The organism is Streptosporangium sp. NPDC051023 (assembly GCF_040689595.1).
Classification (GTDB): domain Bacteria; phylum Actinomycetota; class Actinomycetes; order Streptosporangiales; family Streptosporangiaceae; genus Streptosporangium.
This window is the reverse complement of sequence record NZ_JBFBCE010000080.1, coordinates 1-18,485: the sequence shown is the minus strand read 5'-3', so window position 1 is coordinate 18,485 and position 18,485 is coordinate 1. Positions and strand designations below refer to the sequence as shown.

Here is an 18,485-nt window from a genome sequence, read left to right as displayed (position 1 = left end):
GGGTGTTCGTGGCCGCTGCGGCCCCGCTCGGTCCGGCGAACAGTGGAGGACGAACGCCGGGCCAAGCAAGGTCCATCGAGACGTGACATGACCTAGCGCGCGATCAGGCGGCTGCTGCCGCGGTCGCTTCGGCCCGCGCACTGCGAGCCGTACGACGGTCGGCGATGAGGATGACCAGCAAGCCGGCCAGCGCCCACGCGACCAGAGCCAACGCGGGCCCGCCCGCTCCGGTGCCGTCGAAGAAGGCGTTGGCGCGCACCAGGCTGCCGGAGGCGCCCGGAGGCAGAAGCTGGCCAAGAGTGGCCCAGCCGGAAGGCAGCCAGTACGGCCCGGCCATGCCCGACAGCGGGTTGCCCAGGAGCATCATCACCGCGGCGCCCGCCCCGAGACCTGCCATGCCGAACAGCGATTCCAGCGCGAGGAAGGGGATGGACAGGGCGGCCATGCCCAGCGACAGGCCGAGCGCGGTGAGCCAGTAGGCGCCGTGCAGTGAGCCGAAGCCGTACTGCAGGACAGCGGCGACGGCGGCTCCGGCGACCAGGGCGAACAGGATCACGCCGGCCAGGCGGCGGCGCAGGTTGGCGTGGCCGGGGAACAGGCGCAGCAGCAGGACAGCGGGGAGGATACCGCTGATGATCATTGGGAGAGCGCTGGCGGTGAACCCGACGCCGCGGGGATCGTCGGCGGGAAAGGGCACCAGGTCCTGCACGGTGGCCTTGGCCTGCTGCTGGGCGGCCATGCCGGCGCCCAGGGCGGTGATCGCCGCCGCGGCCTGCTGGCCGCCCGCGCCGGCGGTGTAGACGGTCAGGCCGTCGGCGCCGGGGGCGAGGCCGCCGATGACCTCGCGCCGCTTGATGGCGGTCTGCAGGGCCTGCGAGTCGGGGTAGGTGCTGACGTCCCAGGCGTCGCGGGGCAGCCGGGTTTGGATGGCCTGGGTGGCCTGCGGCGGTCCGGCCAGCCCGAGCGGCACGTGGTGCGGGCCGCCCTTGACGGAGGGCAGCGCGAAGGCGCACAGCATCACCACGACCAGCACGGTCGCGCCGACGATGACGCCGAGCAGCATGCGCGCGGCGCTCGCTTTCGGCTCATCGGCCGGCGTGCCTGGAGGAGTGTCAGCCGGCGTGTCCGGAGGAGTGAAGGCCGGGGTCATCGGGGATTCCTGTCTTCCTGCGCAGAAGGAGCGCGTGGGTGGGGACGTTCGGCGCTTGGCTGTGGCTACGGCACGCCGACGGCGCGCAGGAAGGCGTCGGCGAACACCGCGCAGGTCTCCTCCACGCTCGGCAGGTCGAGACCGGGGACCTGGTCGATGGCCGAACGGGTCACGAAGTGCATCAAGGCCGGGCCGATCAGTTGCTGGATGACCAGGGGTGGCGGCAGGCTGCGGATGCGTCCCATGGCCATCTCCTCGGCCACCCACGTGCCCAGCCCGGCGAGCATGCGCGGTGCGAAATGCTGCTGCAGGGCACGTAGGGCAGGTTCACCGGGACGGGCCAGGGCTTCGGCGAGCATGGCGGGCACCACCCGCGGCTCCCGGGTGAGCGCCTCGGCCACCAGCCGGTAGATCTTGTTGACGGTCTCCCCCAGGTCGGCGTGCGGGCCGGAGACCACCTTCTCCACGTCCAGGATCGGGCTGTGGGTCTCGAAGATCGCTCGCAGCAGTTCGTCCCTGCCGCCGAAGGCGGCGTACAGGCTGTGCACGGAGCACTCGGCCTGGGCGGCGACCGCCTCCAGCGTCAGCGCGGCCAGACCTTGAGCGCCGATCAGGTGCGCGCCCGCGTCGATCGCGCGCTCGCGTACCGGCCGCTGCCCGCCGGGGTCCACGCCCGCGGCGCGCACCGCCTCGTCCAGGGCCTGGCGTGAGCCGCCGATGCGGCGCAGCAGAGTGCTGCGGGAGACGCCTGCTTCCTTGGCGATCGCCAGGACGGAAACGTCGGCGACATCCTTGCCCAGCCGGTGCGCGGCGCGCAGAGCTGCTTCCACCAGGTCTGCGGGGACTTCGACTCCAGCAGGTGTCACAAGTGTTCTCCAATCTGATACATGAATCAATGTAGCATGCAGTCATGCTTCATGTTTAAGTGGCGTGCAAGGACATGGGCGGAAGGGACCCCCAATGAACGAAACGGTGATCCGTACAGAAGGACTGGTGAAGTCCTACGGATCCTTCCGGGCGCTGGACGGCCTGGATCTGCGGGTGGAGCGCGGCGAGGTACACGGATTCCTCGGCCCGAACGGGGCGGGCAAGTCGACCACCATCCGGGTGCTGCTGGGCCTGCTGCGCGCTGACGCCGGGCGGGTGGAGTTGCTGGGCGGCGACCCATGGCGCGATGTGGTGTCGCTGCACCGCCGCCTGGCCTACGTGCCGGGGGACGTCACGCTGTGGCCGGGCCTGACCGGCGGCCAGGCGATCGACCTGCTGGGCAACCTGCGCGGCGGGCTGGACGAGACGCGCCGCCGGGAGCTGATCGAGCGCTTCGAGCTCGACCCCACCAAGCGAGGCCGGCAGTACTCCAAGGGCAACCGGCAGAAGGTCGCGCTGGTGGCCGCCCTGGCCTCGGATGTGGAGCTGCTGATCCTGGACGAGCCCACCTCGGGCCTGGACCCGCTGATGGAGGCGATCTTCCAGGAGGAGATCGTCAAGGAGAAGGCGCGGGGGCGCAGCGTACTGCTGTCCAGCCACATCCTGTCGGAGGCCGAGGCGCTGGCCGACCGGATCAGCATCATCCGGGCCGGGAAGGTGGTCGAGGTCGGCACCTTGGAGCAGTTGCGCAAGCACACCCGCACCACCGTCCACGCGGTGCTGGACGATCCGCCCGCGAGCCTGGAGGAGTTGCGCTTCGTCCACGACGGCCGGCTGGAAGGCGGCCGGTTCACCGCGGGCGTGGACCCCGCGGAGATCAACGCCGCGATGGCCGAGCTGAGCCGCTACCGGATCAGCGCGCTGACCGTGGCGCCGCCGTCGCTGGAGGACCTGTTCCTTCGCCACTACGGCGCAGAAAAGGACGGTCGGTCATGAGCTCCGTGACCGGCGTGCGGCCGCTGCTGAAGGTCGCGCTGGCCCAGGACCGGCGCAACATCGCGCCGTGGATCGTCCTGATCACCGCGCTGTCGGCCTCCTCGGTCGTGGCCTACGACTGGGTGTTTCCCGACGTGGCCAGCCGTGCCAAGCTGGCCACGACCCTGGGCACCAACCCGGCGCTCAGCCTGATCTTCGGGCCCGCGCACGACCTGATGAGCGCAGACGGGTTCAACGCGTGGCGGGCCGGGGCTCTCGGCGTCTTCTTCGCCGCGCTGATGGCCGTTCTCATCGTGGTACGCAACAGCCGCGCCGACGAGGACTCCGGGCAGGCCGAACTGCTGGCCTCCGGCGTCATGGGCCGCCAGACCCGCCTGGCCACGGCAATGACCATGGGGATGCTGGCCTCTGTCACACTGGGCGTGGTGTCCTGGCTGGTCACCGTCGCGGTCGGCGGCGGCCTGATGAACACCCTGGCGCTGTCGGCGACGTTCACCGCCGCCGGGCTGATGTTCACGGGCGTGGCCGCAATCGCAGCTCAGCTCGGTTCGGAGGCCCGCGCCGCCAACACCGTCGCCGTCACCGTCCTGGGCGTGGCGTTCATCGCCCGCGGCTACGTCGACGCCAGCCAGGCCCCGGCCTGGACGGCGTGGCTGACCCCGCTCGGCTGGCTGGAACAGGTCAAGCCGGCCTCCGGGAACAATCTGTGGCCGCTGCTGCCCGCCCTCGCCTTCGCCGCTGCGACGGCCGTGATCGCGGCGGTCCTGAACGGGCGCCGCGACTTCGGCATGGGCATGATGGCCCCCCGCCGTGGACCGGCCCACGGCGGCAGGTCCGCCACGGTGTGGGGCCTGGCCCTGCGGCTCAACCGTGGCTCACTCATCTCCTGGCTGGCGGCCTTAGCCGGTCTCGGCGCCGTCTTCGGCTTCCTGGCCGGCCCCGTCAGCGACATCCTCGCCGACGGCCCCGGCGGGTTCGTTCCCCTGGGGGGCATCAGCGGTACGGCGGGCCCGCTGTTCGCCTTCCTCGTCCAGATTCTGTCGATCATCGCGATCATCGCCGCGGTCTTCGGCGTCCAGATCGTCCTACGTGTGTACGCCGAGGAGATCGACCACCGGGTCGAGCCGCTTCTGGCCGGCTCGCTGCGCCGCTCGACCTACCTGGCCGGCAACGCCCTCGTGGCGTTCGCGGGGCCCGCGCTCGGCATGCTCATCGCCGGAACCGTCCTGGGCCTGGTGGCCTCCCAGGCGCAGCCGGGCATCGCCGTCGCCGACGTCATCGGGCAGGCCGCGGTCACCGTACCGGCCGTATGGGTGCTGATCGCCCTGGCCCTGGCCGCAGTCGGCGCCAACCCCCGCGTCCGGCTGGTCGGCTGGCTCGGCGTCGTGCTCACCTTCGCTCTCACCATCCTTGGGCCGCTGTTCAACCTCAAGGAGGTGATCCTCGACATCAGCCCTCTGCGTCACGTCCCCGCCATCACCGTGGCCGGCACCGACTGGACCGGACTGGCGTGGATCAGCGCCATCGCCGCGCTCTTCACCGCCGTCGGCTTCGTCGGCTTCCGCCGCCGCGACGTCATCTGAACGCCGATGGCCCTCAAGTCTTGATCATCTATCAGCACATTCTTCGCATCTGTCGTTACAGGCCCAGGCAGTACCAGAGGGCATGAAATCCAATCCCCTGGTGTTCATGATGTCCGAACACATCATGAACACCACCATCCTGCTCCGGCGCAGCGGCAAGGCCGACGAGATCACGTACAACGACATCCTCACCGGCCTGACGGCGGCGGGCGCCGTCACCCGGTGACGTCGAGTTCGGCGTACATGCCCCTGACGTAATGACCGGGGAAGTTGCACACCAGCTCGTAACGGCCGGGGCGCAACGTCAGCGTGGTCCAGCCCATGGCCCCGGGGGAGATGCCTTCCCCCTTGCCCGCGGCGCAGTCGTGCGACGCCTCTCCCAGGCTGCCCGCCTCGTCGACGCGCTGATCGGAACCCTCGTCCCGCCGTCCCGGGGCCTGACCTGACGCAAGCGGCAGCACGACGACCTCGTGGGCGATGACCCCCTCGTTCACCACCCGCAGCGACACGGTCCCCGCGGGGACCTTCGCCGGGGTCGCGAACAGGCGCATCCGCATGCCCTGCGGCCCGGGGCCGTCGCTCATCATGCCCGGGCCCATGTCCGCCAGGGTCACGTTCACCACGTGACCCGGCAGGGGCGGCGCGGTGCACTTCAGTGGCTGCGTCTGCGCCGCCGCTCCACCGGCGACGACCGTGGTGAACATCACCGCGCTCACCGCCCCGGCAAGCCGTACATCGTGAAACCTCATCGGCTTCACCCCCGCAACCGCGCGAGCCGCGTCTGCCCACCCGGTCTTCCGCGAGCGGACCGCGTTCGCCGGGCGAGCGTCCTGACCTTCAGCCTACGACCGGCCCGATGAACATGACAGGCCGAGGCCACCGGAGTCCGGGCCGTTCCGCAGGCACCGGACGAGGGCCCGCCGTACCGGCAGGCCGACGGGCGTCCGGTGCGGCAAAGGCGCAGGGAAAGGCGCAGGGAACGGGAAAGCCCCCGCGAGACGTCTCGCGGGGGCCGTCCCGTGCAGGTGCGGCGCGATCGGTCAGAGACCGGCGGCCTTGCGCAGGGCGTCGGCCCGGTCGGTGGCCTCCCAGGAGAACTCGGGACGGCCGAAGTGACCGTAGGCCGAGGTCCCCGAGTAGATCGGGCGGAGCAGGTCGAGGTCGCGGATGATCGCGGCCGGGCGCAGGTCGAAGACGCTGAGCACGGCTTCCTGGATCTTCTCGACCGGGATCTTCTCGGTGCCGAAGGTCTCGACGAACACGCCGACCGGGTGCGCCTTGCCGATGGCGTAGGCGACCTGGACCTCGGCGCGGTCCGCCAGCTCGGCGGCCACGATGTTCTTGGCGACCCAGCGCATGGCGTAGGCGGCGGAGCGGTCCACCTTGGACGGGTCCTTGCCGGAGAAGGCACCGCCACCGTGGCGGGCCATGCCGCCGTAGGTGTCAACGATGATCTTGCGGCCGGTCAGACCGGCGTCGCCCATCGGGCCGCCGATCTCGAAACGGCCGGTCGGGTTGACCAGCAGGCGGTAGCCCTCGGTGTCGATCTCCACGCCCGCGAGCACCGGGTCGACCACGTGCTCCTTGATGTCCGGAGCGAGCATCTCCTTGAGGTCGATCTCAGCCGCGTGCTGGGTGGAGACGACCACGGTGTCGAGGCGAACCGGCTTGTCGCCGTCGTACTCGATGGTGACCTGGGTCTTGCCGTCGGGACGGAGGTAGGGAACGGTGCCGTTCTTACGGACCTCCGACAGGCGCTCGGCCAGGCGGTGGGCCAGCTGGATCGGCAGCGGCATCAGCTCGGGGGTCTCGCGCGAGGCGTAGCCGAACATCAGGCCCTGGTCGCCCGCGCCCTGACGGTCGAGCTCGTCGGAACCCTCGCCCTCACGGGCCTCGTAGGCGGAGTCGACGCCCTGGGCGATGTCGGGCGACTGCGCGCCGATGGACACCGACACACCGCAGGAGGCGCCGTCGAAGCCCTTGTGGGAGGCGTCGTAACCGATCTCGAGGATCTTCTCCCGGATGAGGCCGGGGATGTCGACGTAGGTCTCCGTCGTCACCTCTCCGGCGACGTGGACCTGACCGGTGGTGATCAGCGTCTCGACCGCGACACGACTCTTGGGGTCACCCTTGAGCATGGCGTCGAGAATCGCGTCACTGATCTGGTCGGCGATCTTGTCCGGGTGGCCCTCGGTGACCGACTCGGAGGTGAACAGGCGACGGGACAAGTCAGTGGCTCCTCATGCAGCGGCTGCTGGCGTCTGGGGGCTCCCCGTGTCGGCACGACACTGAGAGCGCTCGCCGAATTCTAGCCCCACCTGGCGTGGCGCTGCGAAATTGCCCCGAATCCGGCGAGCCGAAATCGGGGGACGGCCACCGCCTCCTTCGCCGGAACCGCGCCGCGCCGGGTTTCCGCCCAGGACCCGCCGGGTTTCCCACCCGGGACTCACGCCACCCCGGGACCTCCACCCGGCTCGTCCCCGGGACTCACGCCACCCCGGGACCTCCGCCCGGCCCGCCCCCGGGCCGATCAGCCGCGTGGATCTTGCCCCGTTCGGCGAGGGTCGCGCCGTACTCCTCCGCGGCGCCGATCGCCGCGCCCGCCCAGTCGCCGTGCCGCAGGGCGGGCTCGATCACGGTCGCGGCGACCGCGTCGAGCTCCCCGGAGGACAGCGGGAAGCGCGAGTCCGCGGAGACGGCGTAGCGCCGTTCCCCGACGGAGAAGGCGAGCAGCAGGTCGAGTCTGCCCAGATGGCTGCGCAGGGCCGCCTGTGAGGCCCACTCCTGCGCGGACAGCCCGGAGAAGTCCTTGACGTAGACGACGTAGAGGCGCACCCCGTGGACGGCTCTCAGCCTGGCGACGGCCCTGTCGACCTGGCCCCGACGACCGCCGAGCACACCCGCCGCGTCGGTCACGGGGCGGGAGACGGGGACCGGCGGATCGGCGCGGGCCACCCGGCCCCCACGGGCCGCGAGGCCGTAGGGGAACGCGACGGACAGCAGCACGGCGAGAACGCGGACCACGTACAGCGCCCGTGAGGCCCCCATCAATCCCGGAACCACCCCTTGTCGTTTTGCACCTTTCATCCTTTATCCCCGGATATTCACCCTTTTATCCGGTACGGCGAGGGCCCCCACGAGCCCGCGCGGTGGAGAACCGGGGTCAGAGGTCGGGCAGCGGGTCGGGGGGCAGCGTCTCCGGCGCGAAGACCTCGGCGTCCGCCGCGCACACCACCGCCGCGTACTCCTCGTCGATCTCGAACACCATGCCGCCGAGCTCGATGGCCGCGCCCGCGGAGAACTCCACGGGGCCGAGCCTGGTCCGGCGCGAGTGGGTGGCGTAGACGGAGCTCGGGATGTCGCGGTCGAAGAACTTGGTGGACAGCACCAGGACCGACCGGTCGGTGACCACGATGAGGAAGGTCGCCATACCCGGCGAGTTCACCGAAAGGGCGGGCAGGATGTAGCGGATGTCCTCCCCCGGGGGAAGAAGGGCGCGGCAGCGTCCCCTGACTGCGGCAGACACCGGCATGGTCAAAACCCTCCCGGGCGTAACGTTCCACACCACTTCGGACGCAGTATCCGCCGCGAGAGGATCTCCAGCAAGCAGATCAGACGAGGCGTTCGGCGACGAGGTCCCAGACCACGTCGGCGAGGGCCTCCTTGGGACCACGCGGGATCTCCACCGGATCGCCGTCCGCGGCCAGCACGACCGCCGCGTTGTCCGGTGTGCCGAACGCGAGATTCTCCCCGACCTGGTTGACGACCAGCAGGTCACAGCCCTTGCGGGCGAGCTTGGCACGCCCGTTGGCGAGCACGTCGTCGGTCTCTGCGGCGAATCCGACGATGACCTGGGGGTACGGCTTGAGCCCCTCCCTGCGGCGCTCACCCAGCTCAGCAAGGATGTCCGGATTTTTCACCAAATGGATAGGGTCGGGATCGGCTGAGGTCTTCTTGACCTTCGAGCCGCTCCGCCGCGCCGGTCTGAAGTCGGCAACCGCGGCGGCCATGACCACCGCGTCCGCGTTCTCGACCGCCTCGAGCACGGCGGCACGCAGTTCGAGTGCCGACTCGACCCGGACGACCGTCGCCCCCGCCGGGTCGGGCAGGGCGACGTTGGCGGCGACCAGGGTGACCTCGGCGCCACGGGCCAGGGCCGTACGGGCCAGCGCGTAGCCCTGCAGGCCCGAGGAGCGGTTGCCGAGGAAGCGGACCGGGTCGATGGCCTCTCGGGTGCCTCCCGCGGAGATCACCAGGCGGCGCCCCGCCAGGTCGGCGGGACGGCCCGCCAGGACTCCCCGGCAGATCTCGAAGATCTCCTTCGGGTCCGGCAGCCGCCCGCGGCCCGTGTCGGCGCCGGTGAGGCGGCCGACGGCGGGGTCGATGACGATCGCGCCGCGCTCGCGGAGCGTGGCGACGTTCGCGCGGGTCGCAGGGTGCTCCCACATCTCGGTGTGCATGGCGGGGGCGAAGACCACCGGACAGCGCGCGGTGAGCAGGGTGTTGGTCAGCAGGTCCCCGGCCAGCCCGTGGGCGGCCTTGGCGAGCAGGTCGGCGGTCGCGGGGGCGACCACGACCAGGTCAGCCTCCTGCCCGATCCTGACGTGGGGCACCTCGTGCACGGACTCCCAGACGTCGGTCGCCACGGGGTTGCCGGACAGGGCTGCCCAGGTCGGCTCGCCGACGAAACGGAGCGCCTCCCTGGTGGGGACGACGCGGACGTCGTGACCGGACTCGGTGAACAGGCGCAGCAACTCGCAGGCCTTGTAGGCGGCGATGCCCGCGCTCACCCCAAGGACGACGGCCGGTCCGCGGCCGACTCCCCGCGAGCCTGCCGCGGGAGAGCCGCCGTCACGTGCGGCGGGCCGTTCCGCGGCGGATCCAGGGGCGGAGGGGGCGGCCACGGGCGCGCCGTCCGCGCCCTCGCCAGGCGTCCGCATCGGTGGGACTAGCCCTCGATCGGCTCTGAGGTCAGCAGGCCCTCGCTGACCTCGCGCAGCGCGATGGACAGCGGCTTCTCCTGCGCGTGGGTCTCGACGAGCGGGCCGACGTACTCGAGCAGGCCCTCGCCCAGCTGGGAGTAGTAGGCGTTGATCTGGCGGGCGCGCTTCGAACCGAAGATCACGAGGCTGTACTTGCTGTCGACGATGTCGAGCAGGGCGTCGATCGACGGGTTGGTGATGCCTTCGGAGTAGGCCGCGTTCGTTGCCACGTTGTGTTTTCCCCTAGCTAGGTGAACGTCCGGGGCTCGAAGCCTCGGGAGCATCAGCCAACAAGGCTATCAGCCGGTGGCATACGTCCTGGACGGATGTGTTCACCAGGGACAGGTCGAACTCCTGCTCGGCGGCCATCTCGATCCGGCCCGCGGCGAGGCGGCGCGCGATGACGTCCTCGGGCTCCGTGCCCCTGCCTCGCAGGCGCTTCTCGAGCTCCTCCCAGGACGGCGGGGCCAGGAAGACCAGCAGGGCCTCCGGCATGGTCGCGCGGACCTGGCGGGCCCCCTGAAGGTCGATCTCGAGGAGCGTGGGAACCCCGGCCTCGAGCTTGGCGAGCACCGGGCCGCGCGGCGTGCCGTACCGGTTGCCCGCGAACTCCGCCCATTCGAGCAGCTCGCCCGAGGCGGCGAGGCGGTCGAACTCCTCGTCGTCGGCGAAGAAGTACTCCACCCCGTGGGTCTCCCCGGGACGGGGCTTCCTGGTGGTCACCGAGACCGACAGCCACACCTCGGGGTGTGCCCGCCGAAGCTCGGCGACGACCGTGGACTTGCCAACGCCTGACGGCCCTGAGAGGACCGTCAGGCGGTTGCCGGTCGGCCCGGCGAGGGCGGCTGCCCCCTCCAAGCCTGCGACCGGGGACGCGGAGCCACCAGACCCGCTCTCAGCGGTTCTCCCCGGAGCCCGACTCCCGTCGGACCTCGATGTTCCGGTCAACTCCAAAACCCCCCGTGATGCTGTTCCCGCTGCCGCGGGGTGAGCGTGTGCGTACCGAACCGAGATTAGCTCTCGGCCCCGCCGAACTCACGCTCGAGCGATGCCCGCTGGTTGGCGCCGAGGCCCCGCACGCGGCGGGACTCTGCGATGCCAAGCCGCTCCATCAGCTGCTTGGCGCGGACCTTGCCCACGCCGGGGAGCGACTCCAGAAGAGCCGACACCTTCATCTTGCCGATGACGTCGTCAGCCTGCCCGTCTTTGAGCACCTCAGCCAGAGAGATAGCGCCGTGCTTCAGGCGGTTCTTAACCTCGGCACGCTCTCGGCGGGCCTTGGCAGCCTTCTCTAGGGCTGCGGCGCGCTGCTCAGGGGTAAGGGGAGGAAGAGCCACGCCGGGTCACCTCGAATTTCCTGTCGATGTACTCGGACGGGAAGGGAAACTAGCTGGTCATCGCGCTTCAAGCAACGTCAAGACCAGTTTCTTCCCTGAGAAAATCTACTTCGTCACTTTCTGTAGCTCAAAAGTCGCCGAGTGTCGATGAAACGACCCTCAACTCCGCGTTTTTCGGGGGAGTCGATCAGGCGCCCCTGTTGGCCGGTGCGAAGGCGCGCCGGAGCGCCGCGGCGATTCCCGCGGCCGCCGCGCCGGGGTCCGCGGAACCGGTGATCGGGCGGCCGATCACCAGAAGATCGGCCCCGTCGGCGAAAGCCCTCTCGGGAGTCGCTACTCTTGCCTGGTCCTGAGTCTCGGCGCCGGCGGGGCGGACGCCGGGAGTGATCAGGGTGATGTCCGGGCCGACCTCTGCTCGCACCGCGGCGACCTCACGCGGCGAGCACACGAGGGCCTGCGCGCCCGCGTCGACGGCGAGCGTCGCCAGGCGGCGCACGGCGTCGCCTGGAGAGCCGGAGACGCCGATCCTCTCCAGGTCGGCCTCCGAGAGCGAGGTGAGCAGCGTCACGGCCGCGATCCGGGTGTCCGGAAGCGCGTCGACCGCCGCCCTGATCATGGCGGGGCCACCCGTCGCGTGGACGGTCAGGATGGCGGGCTTGAGCCGCGCGACGGCCCTGGCCGCGCCCGCGACCGTGTTCGGGATGTCGTGCAGCTTGAGGTCGAGAAAGACCTGGACACCGCTCGCGCCCCTGACCGAGGCGATCACCTCGGGGCCGTAACGGAGGTAGAGTTCGAGTCCGACCTTCACTGTGCTGACGTGTGGCGTGACCATGCTCGCCCAGCGGGCCGCGGTCTCCAGGTCGGGCGCGTCCAGGGCGACGGCGATGGGTGCGGGCGTCACAGGGAACTCTCCTCCAGGTCTATCCGGTGCCGGGCGGAAGCACCCGGCGGGCGATGGGCCAGCCCGACGGCGTCGGCCAGCCGATGGAACCCCCGCGCCGCCAGAAGCTCCTCAAGCTCCCGCAGGACGCGAAGGCAGGCATATGGGTCGTGGAACAGCGCGGTGCCCACAGCGACGACACAGGCGCCCGCGAGGATGAGCTCGAAGGCGTCCCTGCCGGTCAGCACACCGCCCATGCCGATGATGGGCACGCTGGGCAGCGCCGCGTGGACCTGCCACACGCAGCGTACGGCCAGCGGCCTGATGGCCGGTCCCGACAGGCCACCGGTGACCGCGGCCAGCGAGGGGCGCATGGCCTCGGTGTCGATGCTCATGCCGATCGGGCTGTTGATCATCGAAAGCGCGTCGGCGCCTCCGTCGACGCACGCCCTGGCGACGCTCACGATGTCCACCACGTCCGGCGACAGCTTGGCGACCACCGGGACGTCGTAGCGCATGACCGAGCGCACCGAGGCGACCACCTCGGCCGAGGAGGCCCCGTCACGGGCGAAGACCCTGCCCCGGTCCTCGATGTTGGGACAGGACAGGTTGACCTCGACGGCGGTCACACCGGGGGCGTCGGTGAGCCTGCGCGCGAGCGCGGTGTACTCGGCAACGGTCCCGCCCCCGATGGAGACCACGGTCCTGACGCCTCGCTGGGCCAGCCAGGGCAGCTCACGCTCCAGGAAGGCGTCGACCCCCGGCCCCTGCAGCCCGACGGCGTTGAGCAGCCCCGAGGGCGTCTCGGCCATCCTGGGGGTCGGACGGCCCGCCCTGGGGGCCATGGTGATCGACCGGGTGGTCAACGCGCCGATGCGGCTGAGGTCGAAGAACTGGGCCAGCTCAGAGCCCGAGGCGGCGCATCCCGCGGCCGTGGTGATCGGGTTGACCAGTTCCACATGCCCCAGGTACGTCCGCATGTCAACCGACATTCCGTGTTCCCCCACCCGGCGCCCCGAGCGCGTCGAACGGGATCGTCCCCACATCGTCGAAGCGGACGCGCTCGCCCCTGAAGACCGGTCCTTCGACGCACGAGCGCACCATCCGGGTGACACCGTCGTCTCCGATGACCGGGAGCACGCACGTCATGCACACACCGATCCCGCAGGCCATCCGCTCCTCGACGGCCACCTGGACCGGAATGTCGAACTCGACCGCGACGGCGGTGACGCCGCGCAGCATCTCCATGGGGCCGCACGCGTAGACCGCATCAGCCCTGACGTCGGCGATCACGCCGGGCAGCACGTCGGCCACCCGGCCGCGCATGCCGAGGGAGCCGTCCTCCGTGGTCAGGGTGGTCGTCTCCCCCATCCTCCTGGCGCGCAGCGCACCGAAGACCCGGTCGGCGGAGGCCGCGCCGAGCACGAAGTCGACGCGGCAGCCGCGCTGCTGGAGGGCGTCGGCCACGGTGAACAGCGTCGCGGAGCCGTACTCGCCACCGACCAGAACACAGGTCACCGGGTCGCGCGGCAGCGGGAACGGCCTGCCGAGCGGCCCGACCAGGTCGAGCGTGTCACGGGCGCGGCGCTCGGCCAGCCACGCCGTGCCCGGACCGCTCACGGTGAAGACGAATTCGACCGTGCCGCCGTAGTCGGGCTTGACATCGTGGACGAAGAAGGCACGGCGCGTCAGCATCGACGTGTGTGATCCGCCGACGGCCACCGAAACGAAGTGCCCCGGCCTGAACCGCTCGGCGATGCCGGGCGCGACCACGGTCAGCGCATGGTAGGCGTCGACCCGGCGCGTCGTCAGCACCGTGCCCGTCACCTGTACCGGAGTAACAGGCGTCTCCCTCACCTCCGCTTAAGGCATCAACCCCGCAGGCGTGCTGTGTCCATGGTCGCGTTCGGTTCCTCGTTCACTACGCGGACGGCTCATCCTTCGCCGGCCGCTCCGCTCACTCGTCCCCTCAGCCGCACACACCCATGGTCGCGTTCGGTTCCTCGCTCACTACACGGACGGCTCATCCTTCGCCGGCCGCTCCGCTCACTCGTCCCCTCAGCCGCTCCGAGTGCTCCTGGAGCGACCGTACGCCCACATCGCCGCGGACGATGGCCTGGATGCCCTGTACGGCCGCGGCCAGCCCCTGGACGGTCGTGATGCAGGGGACGCCCCGCAGCACGGCCGCGGTGCGGATCTCGTAGCCGTCCAGCCGCGGCCCGGACTGACCGGGGCTGCCGAAGGGCGTGTTCACGATGAGATCCACCTCGCCGTCCAAGATGCGCCTGCCGATGGTCGGCTCCCCATCGGGACCCGTCCCGTCGCTCTGCTTGCGCACGATCTTGGCATGGACGCCGTTGCGGCGCAGCACCTCGGCCGTCCCCTCGGTGGCCAGGATCTCGAAGCCGAGGTCGGCGAGCGCCTTGACCGGGAAGATCATCGCGCGCTTGTCGCGGTTGGCGACCGAGACGAACGCCCGCCCCTTGGTCGGCAGCGAGCCGTAGGCGGCGGCCTGGGACTTGGCGTAGGCCGTGCCGAAGAACTCGTCGATGCCCATGACCTCGCCGGTCGAGCGCATCTCAGGGCCGAGCACGGTGTCGACGCCCCTGAACCGGTTGAACGGCAGCACGGCCTCCTTGACCGCGATGGGCGCGTCGAGCGGCATGGTGCCGCCGTCGCCATCCGCGGGAAGGATGCCCTCCGCGCGCAGCTCGGCGACGGTCGCGCCCATCATCACCCTGGCCGCCGCCTTGGCCAGCGGCACCGCCGTCGCCTTGGAGACGAACGGCACGGTACGGCTGGCCCGCGGGTTGGCCTCCAGCACGTAGAGGATGTTGGCCGACATGGCGTACTGCACGTTCAGCAGACCGCGCACGCCCACTCCCCTGGCGATGGCCTCGGTCGCGGCACGGATGCGCTTGATGTCGTGGCCGCCGAGCGTCATCGGGGGCAGCGAGCAGGCCGAGTCGCCGGAGTGGATCCCGGCCTCCTCGATGTGCTCCATCACGCCGCCGAGGTAGAGCTCCTCGCCGTCGAACAGCGCGTCGACGTCGATCTCAACGGCCTCGTCGAGGAACTTGTCCACCAGGACCGGGTGGTCGCTGGCCGCGCCCGCCTTGGCCATGTAGGTGGTCAGCGTCTCGTCGTCGTAGACGATGGCCATGCCCGCGCCGCCAAGGACGTAGGAGGGCCGCACCAGCACCGGGTAGCCGATCTCCTCGGCGATGGCCAGCGCGTCGTCCACGGTCACCGCGGTGCCGTGCTTGGGCGCCGGCAGCCCGGCTTCGGCCAGGACCCGGCCGAAGGCTCCGCGCTCCTCGGCCAGGTGGATCGACTCGGGCGAGGTGCCGACGATCGGGACCCCGGCGTCCTTGAGCGCCTGGGCCAGGCCGAGCGGGGTCTGGCCGCCGAGCTGGACGATGACGCCCGCGACGGGCCCCGTCTGCTGCTCGGCGTGGACGACCTCCAGGACGTCCTCCAGGGTGAGCGGCTCGAAGTAGAGCCGGTCGGAGGTGTCGTAGTCGGTCGAGACCGTCTCCGGGTTGCAGTTGACCATGACGGTCTCGTACCCGGCGGCCGAGAGCTCGAAGGAGGCGTGCACGCAGGCGTAGTCGAACTCGATGCCCTGCCCGATGCGGTTCGGACCCGAGCCGAGGATGAGGACCTTGGGGCGGTCTCCGTAGGGGACCTCGGTCTCCTCGTCATAGGTGGAGTAGAGGTAGGGCGTCTTGGCGGCGAACTCGGCGGCGCAGGTGTCCACGGTGTTGTAGACGGGCCGCACGCCCAGGGCGTGGCGCAGGTCGCGGACCCTGTGCTCGGTCATGCCGCGCAGCTCGGCGATCTGCGCGTCGGCGAAGCCGTACCGCTTGGCCCTCGTCAGCGTCTCCGCGGTGAGCTGGGCGGCCTCGCGCAGCTCGGCGGCGACCTCGTCGATCGCGTAGAGCTGGTCGAGGAACCACGGGTCGACCGCGGTCGCCTCGAACAGCTCGGCCGGGGTCGCCCCGGCGCAGATGGCCTGCTGCATGGTGCGCAGCCTGCCGTCGTGCGGGGTGCGGCAGGCCGCGAGGAGCTCGTCCTTGTCTCCCGGTTCCCCCGCCCAGGTGAAGGTCGCGCCCTTCTTCTCCAGCGAGCGCAGCGCCTTCTGCAGGGCCTCGGGGAAGGACCGGCCGATGGCCATGGCCTCGCCGACCGACTTCATGTGAGTGGTCAGGGTCTGGTCGGCGCCGGGGAACTTGTCGAAGGCGAACCGCGGCACCTTGACCACGATGTAGTCGAGGGAGGGCTCGAACGAGGCCGGAGTCTCCCTGGTGATGTCGTTGGGGATCTCGTCCAGGGTGTAGCCGATGGCCAGCTTGGCCGCGATCTTGGCGATCGGGAAGCCGGTGGCCTTGGAGGCGAGGGCGCTGGAGCGGGAGACGCGGGGGTTCATCTCGATGACGACCATGCGTCCCGTGCGCGGGTCGACGGCGAACTGGATGTTGCAGCCGCCGGTGTCGACGCCGACCTCGCGGATGACCGCGATGGCGACGTCGCGCATGTTCTGGTACTCGCGGTCGGTGAGGGTCAGCGCGGGGGCCACGGTGACGCTGTCGCCGGTGTGCACGCCCATCGGGTCGAGGTTCTCGATGGAGCAGACGATGACGACGTTGTCGGCCTTGTCGCGCATGACCTCCAGCTCGTACTCCTTCCAGCCGAGGATGGACTCCTCGAGGAGCACCTCGGTGGTCGGCGAGGCGTCGAGGCCCGCGCCCGCGATCCTGCGCAGCTCGTCCTCGTCGTGGGCGAAGCCGGAGCCGACGCCGCCCATGGTGAAGGAGGGCCGCACGACCAGCGGGTAGCCCAGCTCGCCCGCGGCGGCCAGGCACTCGTCCATGGTGTGGCAGACGAACGAGCGGGCCGACTCGGCGTTGAGGCCGCGCTCGTCGGCGACCTTGGCCACGATGTCCTTGAACAGCTCGCGGTTCTCGCCCGCCTGGATGGCGTCGACGTCCGCGCCGATCAGCTCGACCTCGTACTTGGCCAGGACTCCGGCCTCGTGCAGGGCGATCGCGGTGTTGAGCGCGGTCTGGCCGCCCAGGGTCGGCAGCAGCGCGTCGGGGCGCTCCTTGGCGATGATCTTCTCGACGATGTCCGGGGTGATCGGCTCGACGTAGGTCGCGTCGGCGAACTCGGGGTCCGTCATGATCGTCGCCGGGTTGCTGTTGACGAGGATCACGCGGAAGCCCTCCGCGCGCAGCACGCGGCAGGCCTGGGTGCCGGAGTAGTCGAACTCGCAGGCCTGCCCGATCACGATCGGCCCTGAGCCGATCACCATGACCGACTGGATGTCCGTGCGCTTAGGCACCCTTGCTGCCCTCCGTCGTGTTCGTTGTCTCTTCCATCAGCGCGCAGAACCGGTCGAACAGCCCGGCGGAGTCGTGCGGGCCCGCCGCGGCCTCCGGGTGGTACTGGACGCTGAAGGCGGGACGGTCGATCAGCCGCAGCCCCTCGACGCAGTCGTCGTTGAGGTTGACGTGGCTGACCTCCGCCGGGCCGTACGGCGTGTCGAAGCTGCCGTCCAGAGGGGCCTGCACGGCGAAGCCGTGGTTGTGCGCGGAGATCTCCACCTTGCCGGTGCGGCGGTCCTGGACCGGCTGGTTGACCCCGCGGTGGCCGTAGCGCAGCTTGTAGGTGCCGAGCCCGAGGGCCCTGCCGAAGATCTGGTTGCCGAAGCAGATGCCGAAGAACGGCTTGCCCGCGGCGAGGACCCCGCGCAGCGCCTCGACCTGCCGGTCGGCGGTGGCCGGGTCGCCGGGGCCGTTGGAGAAGAACACCCCGTCCGGGTTCAGCGCGAGGATGTCCTCCGCGGTGCTTGAGGCGGGCAGGACGTGCACCTCGCAGCCGCGCTCCGCCATCCGGTGCGGGGTCATCGCCTTGATGCCGAGGTCGACGGCCGCGACGGTGAACCGCTTGGCGCCGATGGCGGGCACGATGTACGGCTCCGCGGTCGAGACCGCCTCCGCGAGGTCGGCGCCCTCCATCGCGGGGCTGTTACGCACCCGGTCGAGAAGCTCCTCGACCGGGGCCAAAGCCTTGCCGGAGAAGACCCCGGCGCGCATGGCGCCGCGCTCACGCAGGTGGCGGGTGAGGGCGCGGGTTCCGGGGATGGCGATGCCGACGACGCCCTGCTCCTTGAGATAGTCGTCGAGGGAGCGGTTGGCGCGCCAGTTGGAGGAGACGCGGGCGGGTTCGCGGACCACGTAGCCGGAGACCCAGACGCGTGAGGACTCGGGGTCCTCGTCGTTGACCCCCGTGTTGCCGATGTGCGGCGCGGTCATCGCGACGATCTGGCGATGGTAGGAGGGGTCGGTGAGGGTCTCCTGGTAGCCGGTCATCCCGGTGTTGAAGACCATCTCGCCGAAGGTCTCGCCCTCGGCGCCGTAAGGGGTCCCATGGAAGACACGGCCGTCTTCCAGCACTAGCACTGCGGTCACTCAAACACCCCGATCATCTCGGTCATTGCTCCGCAAAGTATGAAATATCTGGCACGCCGGAAGGGCGCGCCTCCATGATGTGGGACGGCTCCGCGCCACACCGGCAGCGGCGCCGCCGCGCGGCGCTGGATCGCGGCGGCGCGGAATGCGGCCGTCTCCCTGCCCGAGTGGATCGCCCGCACACTCGATGAAGCCGCGGCGCCAATCGACCGCTAGT

The 18,485-nt window shown here is 70.6% G+C and carries 18 protein-coding genes; 3 read left to right on the top strand and 15 right to left on the bottom strand.

All coding sequences use genetic code 11. The annotated features are described in order from the left end of the window. Positions 1-103 precede the first annotated feature (103 nt). Together AB0395_RS37110 and AB0395_RS37105 are read right to left on the bottom strand one after the other, a co-directional pair. Positions 104-1,063: a hypothetical protein gene (locus AB0395_RS37110; protein WP_366289284.1), complete on the bottom strand. Its 960-nt coding sequence runs from the start codon at positions 1,061-1,063 to the stop codon at positions 104-106. A 152-nt stretch (positions 1,064-1,215) separates the two neighbouring features. Continuing rightward, complete coding sequence (locus tag AB0395_RS37105) at positions 1,216-2,016, bottom strand: TetR family transcriptional regulator (RefSeq protein WP_366289281.1); 801 nt, start codon at positions 2,014-2,016, stop codon at positions 1,216-1,218. Between the two features lie 94 nt (positions 2,017-2,110). On the opposite strand from AB0395_RS37105, the gene AB0395_RS37100 reads away from it, so the two are divergent. The 3 genes from AB0395_RS37100 to AB0395_RS37090 all read left to right on the top strand — a co-directional run bounded on the left by AB0395_RS37100 (position 2,111) and on the right by AB0395_RS37090 (position 4,822). Next, on the top strand, positions 2,111-3,013 hold the full coding sequence (locus AB0395_RS37100; protein ID WP_366289278.1) for an ABC transporter ATP-binding protein: 903 nt from the start codon (positions 2,111-2,113) through the stop codon (positions 3,011-3,013). After that, on the top strand, positions 3,010-4,596 hold the full coding sequence (locus AB0395_RS37095; protein WP_366289275.1) for a multidrug ABC transporter permease: 1,587 nt from the start codon (positions 3,010-3,012) through the stop codon (positions 4,594-4,596). Before AB0395_RS37100 ends, AB0395_RS37095 begins: the two co-directional genes overlap by 4 nt. A gap of 82 nt (positions 4,597-4,678) precedes the next feature. Continuing rightward, complete coding sequence (locus AB0395_RS37090; RefSeq protein WP_366289273.1) at positions 4,679-4,822, top strand: hypothetical protein; 144 nt, start codon at positions 4,679-4,681, stop codon at positions 4,820-4,822. Here AB0395_RS37090 and AB0395_RS37085 read toward each other — a convergent pair. The 13 genes from AB0395_RS37085 to carA form a co-directional block, all read right to left on the bottom strand. Continuing rightward, positions 4,812-5,345, bottom strand: coding sequence for a sulfocyanin-like copper-binding protein (locus AB0395_RS37085; RefSeq protein ID WP_366289270.1), 534 nt, complete (start codon positions 5,343-5,345; stop codon positions 4,812-4,814). The genes AB0395_RS37090 and AB0395_RS37085 overlap by 11 nt on opposite strands. 291 nt (positions 5,346-5,636) lie before the next feature. Continuing rightward, complete coding sequence (gene metK, locus AB0395_RS37080) at positions 5,637-6,824, bottom strand: methionine adenosyltransferase (protein ID WP_366289267.1); 1,188 nt, start codon at positions 6,822-6,824, stop codon at positions 5,637-5,639. 259 nt (positions 6,825-7,083) lie between these two features. After that, positions 7,084-7,644: a TPM domain-containing protein gene (locus AB0395_RS37075; RefSeq protein WP_366289265.1), complete on the bottom strand. Its 561-nt coding sequence runs from the start codon at positions 7,642-7,644 to the stop codon at positions 7,084-7,086. 115 nt (positions 7,645-7,759) lie between these two features. Further along, complete coding sequence (locus AB0395_RS37070) at positions 7,760-8,128, bottom strand: hypothetical protein (RefSeq protein ID WP_366289262.1); 369 nt, start codon at positions 8,126-8,128, stop codon at positions 7,760-7,762. 79 nt (positions 8,129-8,207) lie between these two features. Further along, a complete protein-coding gene (gene coaBC / locus AB0395_RS37065) occupies positions 8,208-9,536 on the bottom strand; it encodes a bifunctional phosphopantothenoylcysteine decarboxylase/phosphopantothenate--cysteine ligase CoaBC (RefSeq protein WP_366289259.1) in 1,329 nt (442 codons plus the stop codon). 8 nt (positions 9,537-9,544) lie between these two features. Continuing rightward, positions 9,545-9,808: a DNA-directed RNA polymerase subunit omega gene (gene rpoZ / locus AB0395_RS37060; protein WP_012889517.1), complete on the bottom strand. Its 264-nt coding sequence runs from the start codon at positions 9,806-9,808 to the stop codon at positions 9,545-9,547. Positions 9,809-9,821: 13 nt separating this feature from the next. After that, on the bottom strand, positions 9,822-10,436 hold the full coding sequence (gene gmk, locus AB0395_RS37055; protein WP_366289255.1) for a guanylate kinase: 615 nt from the start codon (positions 10,434-10,436) through the stop codon (positions 9,822-9,824). A 155-nt stretch (positions 10,437-10,591) separates the two neighbouring features. Further along, the gene (mihF, locus tag AB0395_RS37050; protein ID WP_012889515.1) at positions 10,592-10,915 is read right to left on the bottom strand and encodes an integration host factor, actinobacterial type; all 324 of its coding nucleotides are present in this window, start codon (positions 10,913-10,915) and stop codon (positions 10,592-10,594) included. Positions 10,916-11,102: 187 nt separating this feature from the next. After that, on the bottom strand, positions 11,103-11,816 hold the full coding sequence (gene pyrF / locus AB0395_RS37045) for an orotidine-5'-phosphate decarboxylase (RefSeq protein ID WP_366289251.1): 714 nt from the start codon (positions 11,814-11,816) through the stop codon (positions 11,103-11,105). Continuing rightward, a complete protein-coding gene (locus tag AB0395_RS37040; RefSeq protein WP_366289248.1) occupies positions 11,813-12,787 on the bottom strand; it encodes a dihydroorotate dehydrogenase in 975 nt (324 codons plus the stop codon). The genes pyrF and AB0395_RS37040 overlap by 4 nt, the downstream gene beginning before the upstream one ends. After that, entirely contained in the window at positions 12,777-13,622 is an 846-nt protein-coding gene (locus tag AB0395_RS37035; protein ID WP_366289246.1) for a dihydroorotate dehydrogenase electron transfer subunit, read from the bottom strand. The genes AB0395_RS37040 and AB0395_RS37035 overlap by 11 nt, the downstream gene beginning before the upstream one ends. A gap of 196 nt (positions 13,623-13,818) precedes the next feature. Next, positions 13,819-17,139 (bottom strand): carbamoyl-phosphate synthase large subunit, encoded by a 3,321-nt coding sequence (gene carB / locus AB0395_RS37030; RefSeq protein ID WP_366289244.1) that lies wholly within the window; start codon positions 17,137-17,139, stop codon positions 13,819-13,821. Continuing rightward, the gene (gene carA / locus AB0395_RS37025) at positions 17,132-18,268 is read right to left on the bottom strand and encodes a glutamine-hydrolyzing carbamoyl-phosphate synthase small subunit (protein ID WP_366289241.1); all 1,137 of its coding nucleotides are present in this window, start codon (positions 18,266-18,268) and stop codon (positions 17,132-17,134) included. Before carA ends, carB begins: the two co-directional genes overlap by 8 nt. Positions 18,269-18,485: the final 217 nt, after the last annotated feature.

Bases quoted from the DNA above. Each gene is read 5' to 3' on its own strand.
- AB0395_RS37100 (WP_366289278.1), top strand. From the start codon at position 2,111: ATGAACGAAACGGTGATCCGTACAGAAGGACTGGTGAAGTCCTACGGA.
- AB0395_RS37090 (WP_366289273.1), top strand. From the start codon at position 4,679: ATGAAATCCAATCCCCTGGTGTTCATGATGTCCGAACACATCATGAAC.
- AB0395_RS37085 (WP_366289270.1), bottom strand. From the start codon at position 5,345: ATGAGGTTTCACGATGTACGGCTTGCCGGGGCGGTGAGCGCGGTGATG.
- AB0395_RS37110 (WP_366289284.1), bottom strand. From the start codon at position 1,063: ATGCTGCTCGGCGTCATCGTCGGCGCGACCGTGCTGGTCGTGGTGATG.
- AB0395_RS37040 (WP_366289248.1), bottom strand. From the start codon at position 12,787: ATGTCGGTTGACATGCGGACGTACCTGGGGCATGTGGAACTGGTCAAC.
- AB0395_RS37095 (WP_366289275.1), top strand. From the start codon at position 3,010: ATGAGCTCCGTGACCGGCGTGCGGCCGCTGCTGAAGGTCGCGCTGGCC.
- coaBC (WP_366289259.1), bottom strand. From the start codon at position 9,536: ATGCGGACGCCTGGCGAGGGCGCGGACGGCGCGCCCGTGGCCGCCCCC.
- AB0395_RS37070 (WP_366289262.1), bottom strand. From the start codon at position 8,128: ATGCCGGTGTCTGCCGCAGTCAGGGGACGCTGCCGCGCCCTTCTTCCC.
- AB0395_RS37075 (WP_366289265.1), bottom strand. From the start codon at position 7,644: ATGGGGGCCTCACGGGCGCTGTACGTGGTCCGCGTTCTCGCCGTGCTG.